Origin of the sequence: Streptosporangium minutum, from assembly GCF_002149035.1 — a bacterium.
Lineage (GTDB): Bacteria > Actinomycetota > Actinomycetes > Streptosporangiales > Streptosporangiaceae > Streptosporangium > Streptosporangium minutum.
Map to the genome: position 1 here is coordinate 1 of NZ_NGFP01000341.1, position 8,285 is coordinate 8,285.

At 73.6% G+C, this 8,285-nt stretch carries 6 protein-coding genes; 1 reads left to right on the plus strand and 5 read right to left on the minus strand.

Annotated elements, in window-relative coordinates:
• From CA984_RS40590 to CA984_RS40605, 4 genes are all read right to left on the minus strand, one after another.
• Positions 1-1,374: sensor histidine kinase (locus tag CA984_RS40590; RefSeq protein ID WP_242676447.1), on the minus strand; the 1,374-nt coding region annotated here is incomplete at its 3' end.
• Positions 1,371-2,078 (minus strand): response regulator transcription factor, encoded by a 708-nt coding sequence (locus tag CA984_RS40595; protein ID WP_086578668.1) that lies wholly within the window; start codon positions 2,076-2,078, stop codon positions 1,371-1,373. The genes CA984_RS40590 and CA984_RS40595, both read right to left, overlap by 4 nt.
• Positions 2,079-2,113: 35 nt before the next feature.
• A complete protein-coding gene (gene lhgO / locus CA984_RS40600; RefSeq protein ID WP_086578669.1) occupies positions 2,114-3,304 on the minus strand; it encodes an L-2-hydroxyglutarate oxidase in 1,191 nt (396 codons plus the stop codon).
• Positions 3,301-4,326 (minus strand): NAD-dependent epimerase/dehydratase family protein, encoded by a 1,026-nt coding sequence (locus CA984_RS40605; protein WP_086578670.1) that lies wholly within the window; start codon positions 4,324-4,326, stop codon positions 3,301-3,303. Before CA984_RS40605 ends, lhgO begins: the two co-directional genes overlap by 4 nt.
• A gap of 163 nt (positions 4,327-4,489) precedes the next feature.
• On the opposite strand from CA984_RS40605, the gene CA984_RS40610 reads away from it, so the two are divergent.
• Complete coding sequence (locus tag CA984_RS40610) at positions 4,490-5,545, plus strand: hypothetical protein (protein ID WP_165781606.1); 1,056 nt, start codon at positions 4,490-4,492, stop codon at positions 5,543-5,545.
• Positions 5,546-5,816: 271 nt separating this feature from the next.
• Here the strand turns inward: CA984_RS40610 and CA984_RS40615 are convergent.
• Positions 5,817-8,285: SCO7613 C-terminal domain-containing membrane protein (locus CA984_RS40615; RefSeq protein ID WP_423229358.1), on the minus strand; the 2,469-nt coding region annotated here is incomplete at its 5' end.

The following is an 8,285-nucleotide window of genomic DNA, read 5'->3' on the forward strand; positions in this document are numbered from 1 at the left end:
GGCCAGGGGGAGGGCGACCCGGAACGTCGAGCCCTCGCCCGGCGCCGACTCCACGTCGACCGTGCCGCCGTGGGTGTCGACGATGGCCGCGACGATGGCCAGGCCGAGCCCGCTGCCGCCGTCCTCGGGCGCCCGGCGGCCACGGGCCGAGTCGACGCGGTAGAACCGCTCGAAGACGCGCTCGCACTGCTCGGCGTCGAGTCCCGGGCCCTCGTCGGCCACCTCGATGACGGCCATGCYGTCCCGGGYGGAGAGCGCCATGTGCACGGGGGTGCGGTCCGGCGTGTGGGTGAGCGCGTTCGTCATCAGGTTGCCCACGACCTGGCGGAGCCGTACCTCGTCACCGGAGATGATGAGCGCGGCGCCGTCCACCGAGAGCGTGATCTCGCGGGCCGGGGCGAGGATGCGGGCGTCGTGGACGGTGTCGGCGGCGATGGCGAGCAGGTCCACCGGGCGCATGGCCACCGGCCGCTGCTGGTCCATCCGGGCGAGCATCAGCAGGTCGTCGACGAGCAGGCCCATCCGGACCGCCTCGGACTCCACCCGGCGCATCAGCGGCGCGGCGTCGATGTCGGGCGCCTGCCGGTAGAACTCGGCGAAACCGCGGATGGAGGTCAGCGGCGTGCGGAGCTCGTGCGAGGCGTCGGCGACGAACCTGCGCATGCGCTCCTCGGAGCGGCGGGCCGACGTCTCCGACTCCGACCTGGCCTGGAAGGCGGTCTCGATCTGGGCGAGCATGCCGTTCAGCGACTGGCCGAGGCGCCCGACCTCGGTGCGCGGATCGGCGTCGGGAACGCGGCGGCTCAGGTCTCCGGCGGCGATGGCCTGCGCGGTGCGCTCGATCTCCTCCAGCGGGCGCAGGCTCCGCCGGATGATCATCACGCCCACCCCGGCGAGTGTCAGCATCAGCCCGCCTCCGCCGAGCAGCTCCACCAGCGCAAGCTGGCCGACGATCTGCCGGACCTCGACCATGTCCACCGCCACGAGGAGGGTTCTGCCGTTGTCCAGGGGGGCGACGCGGACCCGCCACTCGCCGCTCTCGAACAGTCCGGGCCCCTGGCCGACGGGCACCCGCAGGTCGGGTTTGCCCTCCACGTCGACGCCGCTGAGCTGGAGGACGGTCACGCCCTTGGCGTTGCGGAGCACCAGCCTGGTGTCGGCCGGGAGCGGCTTGCCGATCAGCGTGACGGCTCCGCGGTGCAGGCGGCGCAGCGTGGCGTCGGTGGTCAGGTCCATCTGGCTGTCCACGCGGTCGATCAGGTAACCGCGCATGATCGAGACGCTGCCGATGCCGATGAGGGTGAGCGCGATGGCCAGCAGGACCAGGATGACCGCGATCAGCTTCACCCGCAGCGGGGTCCCGTTCATGGTCATGGGGCAGGTGGGAGGCGGAGGACGTAGCCGACTCCGCGCAGGGTGTGGATCAGCCGGGGGTCGGCGTTGTCGATCTTCCGGCGGAGCACGGAGATGTAGGACTCCACGATCCCGACGTCGCCCCGGAAGTCGTAGTCCCACACGTGGTCGAGGATCTGGGCCTTGGACAGCACCCGGCCGGCGTTCGCCATGAAGTAGCGCAGGAGCTTGAACTCCGTCGGCGACAGCGCCACGGCCCTGCCCCTGCGCCACACCTCGTGGCTCTCCTCGTCGAGCTCGATGTCGGCGAAGGTGAGCCGGGGCGGCCGGGCCAGCAGGTCTCCCGCGCCGGTACGGCGGAGCACCGCCCGGATCCGGGCCACGACCTCCTCCAGGCTGAACGGCTTGGTCACGTAGTCGTCCCCGCCCACCGTCAGCCCGCGGATCTTGTCCTCGGTGGCGTCACGGGCGGTGAGGAAGACCACCGGCGTGTCGGTGCCGCCGCCGCGCAGGCGTCGCACGACGTCGAACCCGTCCATGTCGGGAAGCATCACGTCGAGCACGATGAGATCGGGGCGGTGACGCTGAACAGCGGCGACGGCGTCCGTGCCGTTGCCTGCCGTGTTCACCCCGAACCCGGCGAATCGCAGGCTCGCGGCCAGCAGTTCGAGGATGTTGGGCTCGTCCTCGACGATCAGCAGGCGGGCTTCGGGTGAATCGGTCACGGGTTTTATCTTCACTCGCCCACATGAAAAAGCAGTTAACGGGTCAACACAGAGGTTAACCCCACGATATGCCTGGCGATTGCCAAACTCGACGTCGCCGCCGGCGAGGGGGCGTTCCGCACCAGCGTGACGCGGCCGTGCACGTCGATCGCGAAATCATCGAGCATGCTCCCGTCCCTGGCCACGGCCTGGGCCCGGACTCCCCCGGCGGTCCTGACCAGATCGGCCCTGGTGAGCTCGGGCACGTAGCGGCGCGCGGCCGCCAGGAAGGACCCCTTCGCCATGGAGCCGAGCACCTCCCGCGCCCCGGTCCGCCAGTGCCTGGCCGCCAGCCGCCGGGTGCCCTCCCAGGCCAGGATCCGGCGCAGGTCGGTGAGATCGACGTCACCCCAGGAGTAACCCTCCAGGGCCAGCGCCATGACCGCGTTGGGGCCGACCAGCACCTCGCCGTCGATCCTGCGGGTCAGGTGCACGCCGAGGAACGGGTAGCGGGGGTCGGGGACCGGGTAGATCAGCCCGCGGACCAGGTCCTTCGACGCGCCGGCCAGCGCGTAGTACTCCCCGCGGAAGGGGACGATCCGCACGTCGCCGGCGGCCCCGGCCATCCGGGCGACGGTGTCGGTGCCCAGCCCGGCGCAGACGATCAGCCGGTCGAAGCGCAGCCTGCGCGACCCGGCCAGCACCTCCACCCCGCTCGCGGTCTCCCGCAGCGCGCGGACCGGGTGGGAGAGCAGTACCGAACCGCCCGTCTCCTCCACGTCCAGGGCCAGACGGCGGGCGACGGCGGGGAAGTCGGCGATCGCGGTGTGCGGGGAGTGCACCGCGGCCACCCCGACGGTGTGCGGCTCGACCTCGCGCAGCGCCAGCGCGTCCAGCTCGGCGATGCCGGGGACCTGGTTGGCGCGGGCGCGCTCGGCGATCTTCCGCAGCCCCGGCCGCTCGGCCGCGGTGGAGGCGACGACGAGCTTGCCCACCTCGTCGTAGGGGATGTGGTGCTCCGCGCAGTACTGCCGGAGCAGGGCCACGCCCTCGCGGCAGAGCCGGGCCTTGAGCGAACCCGGCTGGTAGTAGATCCCCGCGTGGACGACCCCGCTGTTGTGCCCGGTCTGGTGGGCTCCGACGCGGTCCTCCTTGTCGAGGACGGTCACCGTGGCGCCGCGGGTCCGCGCCACCTCCCTGGCCACCGCCAGGCCGACGATTCCCGCACCGACGATCCCGATGTTCACCGCGCGACCTTACCGGCCGGCACGCCGGCCTTCCCAGGGGCGAGATGCCCTTCCTCAGCGAGCCAGCGCAGCGAGTCGGCGATGGTCTCCCGGACCGGACGCAGGCTCATCCCCAGCGCCTCCAGGGTGGGGGCGTCGAGGGTCGGCACCATCGTGACCATCATCTCGGCGGCGTCCCTGGTCAGCGGGTAGTCGATCGGCCTGATCCGTTTCACGGCGTCGAGCACGGCCGCCGCGCCGCGCAGCGCGGCGGCGGGGACCCTGAAGCGGCGGCAGCGTCCTCCGGTCGCCTCGTCGCAGGCGTCGGCGAGCTCCGCCCAGGTGAGGTGGTGCCCGCCGAGCATGAACCGGCGCGGCCCGCGCCCCGGCTCCAGGCAACGGGCGAGCGCGGTGGCCAGATCGCGGACGTCGAGGACGCAGACGCCGCCCGCGGTGATCGGCCAGCCCTGCGCCAGCCCCGCGCGCAGCCCGTCCATGAGCGCGTCGAGCGAGGGCTGGTACGGCCCGGCGACCCCGCCCGGGTAGACGACGGTGACCGGGTCTCCCCGTTCCTGGAGCCGCCTGGCGTAGCGCTCGCCGGAGACCTTGGTCCTGCCGTAGGCGTTCCTGGGGGCGGACAGCGGGCTCTCGGCGGTGATCAGGGGCCCGGCCGGCGGCACGAAGACCGCGACGGTGGAGATGTGCACGATCGGGTCGAGGCCGAGCGCGGCGGCCTGGCCGAGGACGTTCTTCAGCCCGGCCACGTTCGTCCCCGCCAGGTCGCCGGCGGGGCTGACGACCCCGATCTCGGCGGCGGCGTGAATGACCGCCTCGCATTCTTCGAGCGCGTTCCGTACGGCTTCCGCGTCACGGATATCCGCCTCGTGCAGGGGGGCCGCGCCGTCGACCCCGACATCGGCCAGGACTTTTCGCGCCTTTCCCGGATTGCGCACCAGGAGGAGCGGCTCGTGTCCGGCGGCGACGAGTGCGGCAACCGTGTGTGAGCCAACGAACCCGGACGCTCCGGTCACCAGGACGCGCATAGTCGACAGTTAACGGCAATCCCCTCCGAAGGAGAAGAGGGATGCCCCGTCTCGTTAGTAATCGTAACCATATGTAGGCAAGCTTTACCTGCCCCGAGCAGGGAATACGCTAATACGCCCGCACGCGGAACCGCGCTGCGGACATTCGTTTCGGGGGAAACAAATGAAAAGGTCACATGCCGGGGCTCAGAGGTCCCCGCGTGTTCTTCTGCTGGGCGTCGCGGCGTCGTTGGCCGCCGCCTCCGTCTCCGCCCTCGCCGCCCAGCCGGTCTCCGCCGCCGAAGCCGCGGAGGCTGCGGAGGCCGCCGAGGCGGAGCCGTGCGCGGTGGTGAACGGGGGCTTCGAGGAGCCCGGCGGTCTGCGCGGGCAGGGGCACCTGCGCAAGGACGTCCCCGGCTGGCGCACGTCGTCGGGTGACGGTCTCATCGAGATCTGGGGGGCGGGCAACCACGCCGACCCGATGGACTTCACCGTCCCGCCGGACACCGGCGACCAGTTCGCCGAGCTGAACGGGACCTCGGTGTCCACCCTCTACCAGGACGTCCGGACCCTGCCGGGTTCCACGATCGACTGGAGCCTGGCGCACCGGGGGCGGACCAGGACCCAGGGCAGCCAGGACGTCATGCGGGTCCGCATCGGGGGCGTCGTGCAGGTTCCGGAGGGGCAGGACTCGCCCGACATCGCCGACGGAGGCGACACCTGGGGCCACTACGGCGGCAGCTACACCGTCCCCCGGGGACAGCGGGTCACCCGGGTGGAGTTCGTCTCGGTCTCGTCCGGGACGGGACGGCCGAGCTACGGCAACTTCCTCGACTCGGTGTCGACCTCCTGCTCGTTGCCGAACCAGCCGCCCACCGTGCCGTACCTGGTGCTGTCCGGATCGGTGGGACAGCCCCTCGACGGCTCCCTCACCTCGGTGGACCACGAGGGCGGAGAGGTGACCTACAGCGCGACCGCCCCGGTGCCGTGGCTGAACGTGACGGTCCGCCCTCGCGGGACGGTGGTCGCCAGGGCCATCAGGCCGGGTGTCCACCAGGTGCCGGTCAAGGCCTGCGACGAACGGGGCGCGTGCGCCGACGGCAGGGTCGTCGTCGTGGCCTACCGCCGTACCAGGCCGATCGCCAGGTCGCTCGCCGACCTGTACCCGACGCAGTCGGCCACGCCGCCGGTGGGCCCCTTCCCGTCCGGCGCGGTGGGCAAGGACCGCCGGATGCCGTGAGAACGGACCGCCGGGCCGGGGACCGTCCCGGCCCGGCGGTCCCGACGACGGCTCAGGGCTCCCTGAACGCTCGGACGGGGCGAAGTCGGTGCCCGCGAAGGCCCGCAGCTGCTGCAGAGCTCCCTGCACGCTCGGACGGGGCTCACCGCGGCGAGACCCGCGAGTCGACACCCTCCCCACGGCTGAAGACGGGGATTCCCGCCCTCGCGGGTTGGGACTTCCTGTATGAGATCACCGGGTGCGACCGGCGGGGCGGGATCGACGGCCGGCCTCAACGCATCCGGCCGACGGCCGCCCGCAGCCGGCGCACGTCCCCCAGCCTCGCCTCGTAGGTCGCACCGACCACGACGAGCAGCAGCCCGCCGGCCGCCATCGGCACCCACCTCGGCACCAGCACGACGACCTGCGCGATCCACGGCGCCAGCTCGTGCAGGGCGACGGCGGCCAGGGTCAGGCCGCCGAGCAGCGCGGGGGCCTGGAGCCGGAGACGGGCTCCGGCCAGCAGCACGGTCAGCGAGACCGCGCCGAGCAGCAGCGGCCGGACCCAACCGGTGCCGGCGAGCATCGCGATCATGCTGGGGAGCAGGGTGGAGGCGAGGCCGGACCCGTAGGCGACCCACGAGGAGGTCTCGCGGCTCCTGGCCCGCCACCAGCCGAACGCCAGCAGGACCAGCGAGAACGGCACCGTGTAGGCCTCGACGACGGTGATGTCGGAGGCGAGCAGCCGCAGCCATGAGGCCACCAGCAGGAAGCCGGTCCCCACGTATCCGGCCCACCGCCGGTCGGGCCGCAGCGCCGTACCGGCCATCAGCACGCCGATGACCGCGCAGGCCAGCGCGGCGAGCGGCAGGTCGGCGGCACCGAGCGACAGGCCCACGGCCGCGAGGGCGTACCCGGCCGTCTCCGCCCCGATCGCGAACACCGCCGTCCTGAACCCGCCCGCCACCGCCGCCGCCAGGCAGGCCACCGCGAGCACGCCGAACGCCGCATGCCGTACCGGCCACTCCAGCGCCAACCCGGCGGCGAGAGCCTCCCCGCCGACGAGCGACGTCGCCAGCGCGGCCCCGGCGACCCGTACGGCCTTCGCCCGTCCGTGGAAGGCGGCCAGGCCCGCGATCACCGCCGTCACCGGCAGCACGACCAGCGTGGCGGGCCTGCTCATGAGCGCCCAGGAGAGCGCGATCGAAGCCGTCCACAGCGCCGCCACACCGCCCCACGCCCAGTCCGTACGGCTCCGCGCGGCCATCCACGCCGACGGGCCGAGCCCCGCGACGAACAGCCCCACCTCCAGCCCGTACGGCAGGCCCACCGATACGGGCAGGGCCGTCAGCGCCACCGGCCAGGCCGCCGCTCCGGCCCTGAGCACGCCTCTGCGCCCGGCGACCTGCCAGGAGAGCAGCACCGCCGCGGCCGCGACGAGAATCGTGATCACGATGAGGAGCGGGTGGCGGCCGCCGGAGGCGGGCAGAGGGGTCCACGGCAGCGCGAGGGGACGGTAGAACCCGAGGATCTCAACGAGGGCGGCATGCACGGGAAGCAGCGCCGGCGCGGCGAGCACGGTGCCCAGCACCAACCCCGTCAGCCTCCGAGGATCGTCGCCTCCCTCCGTGGCGGGCCCGTCCACGGCGGGCCCCTCCACCGCGGGCCCTTCTGCGACGGGCCCGTCGGCCACGGGTCCCGCGGCCGCTCCCCCTGCCGCCCCGTGCGGCGCGGACACCGCAGCCGCGACGGGCCATCGGCGGAGGGCGAGGAGACCGGCAGGCAGGGCGCCGATCGCCAGGGCCAGCGAAAGTCCTTCACGCACCGGCTGCCATCCTGTCCCGACGGACACCGCCCAGATCAGGCCGGTCGCCGCCAGTACGGCCATCACCAGGGCGGCCGCCGCCGCCCACGGCACCCGGGCGGTGAACACCGCCAGGCCGCACGCGGCAAGCAGGACGGCGAGCGCCGCGTACGTGGTGGTCCGTTCGGCGAGCGCGGTGGCCACCGCCAGCGCGGCGACCGACCCGGCCGCCACCGTGAAGGCTCCCGCCCATCGCGGCCGCCGGGCCAGGGTCAGGCAGGCGACGAGCGTGACGGCCAGAGCCAGCAGGACCGCGAGATCCGCCGCGCGGCTCCAGCCGGACGCGACCGGGGCGACGGCCACCGCGACCGTGCCGACGGCCAGAGCGACGGGCCGCAGGGCCGCGTGTCCCCGGCGGGCCATCGCCACCGAGGCCACCGCCAGCAGCCCCAGCACGACCACTCCCTCGGGGAACGGCGGGATCCACCGGTCTCCGGCGGCCCCGCCGGCACTCGACCAGACGCTGCCCAGCCGGTTGAACGGCGTGAGCAGGGCGGAAGCCACCGCGGGGAGGAACGGGAGCGCGGTGAGCGCGGCCAGCGTCGCGGCGGAGGCGGCGCCGGCCGAGCGGACCCGGGGATCGTTCAGACCGGGCAGGCGGAGGGCGGCCACCGCGACGGCCAGTGCCGCGACGGTGTGCGGGACGGCCCACCAGCCGGCCGGGAGCAGCGGCCAGACCGGTGCGGCCAGACCGGCGGTCAGCGCGAACGCCGCCCCCGCCGTGAGGGCCCTGAGCCGGCCCGGGGACGTCCGGGGCGCGACGGCCACGCCGATCACGGCGAGCGCGACCAGCAGCGCGCCCTTGATCGAAGCGGTGAACGGGTCGTCGGCGCGGGTGAAGTCCATCAGCCCCAGGGACGAATCCAGGGATCCGTGGCCCACGCCCAGCGTCCACAC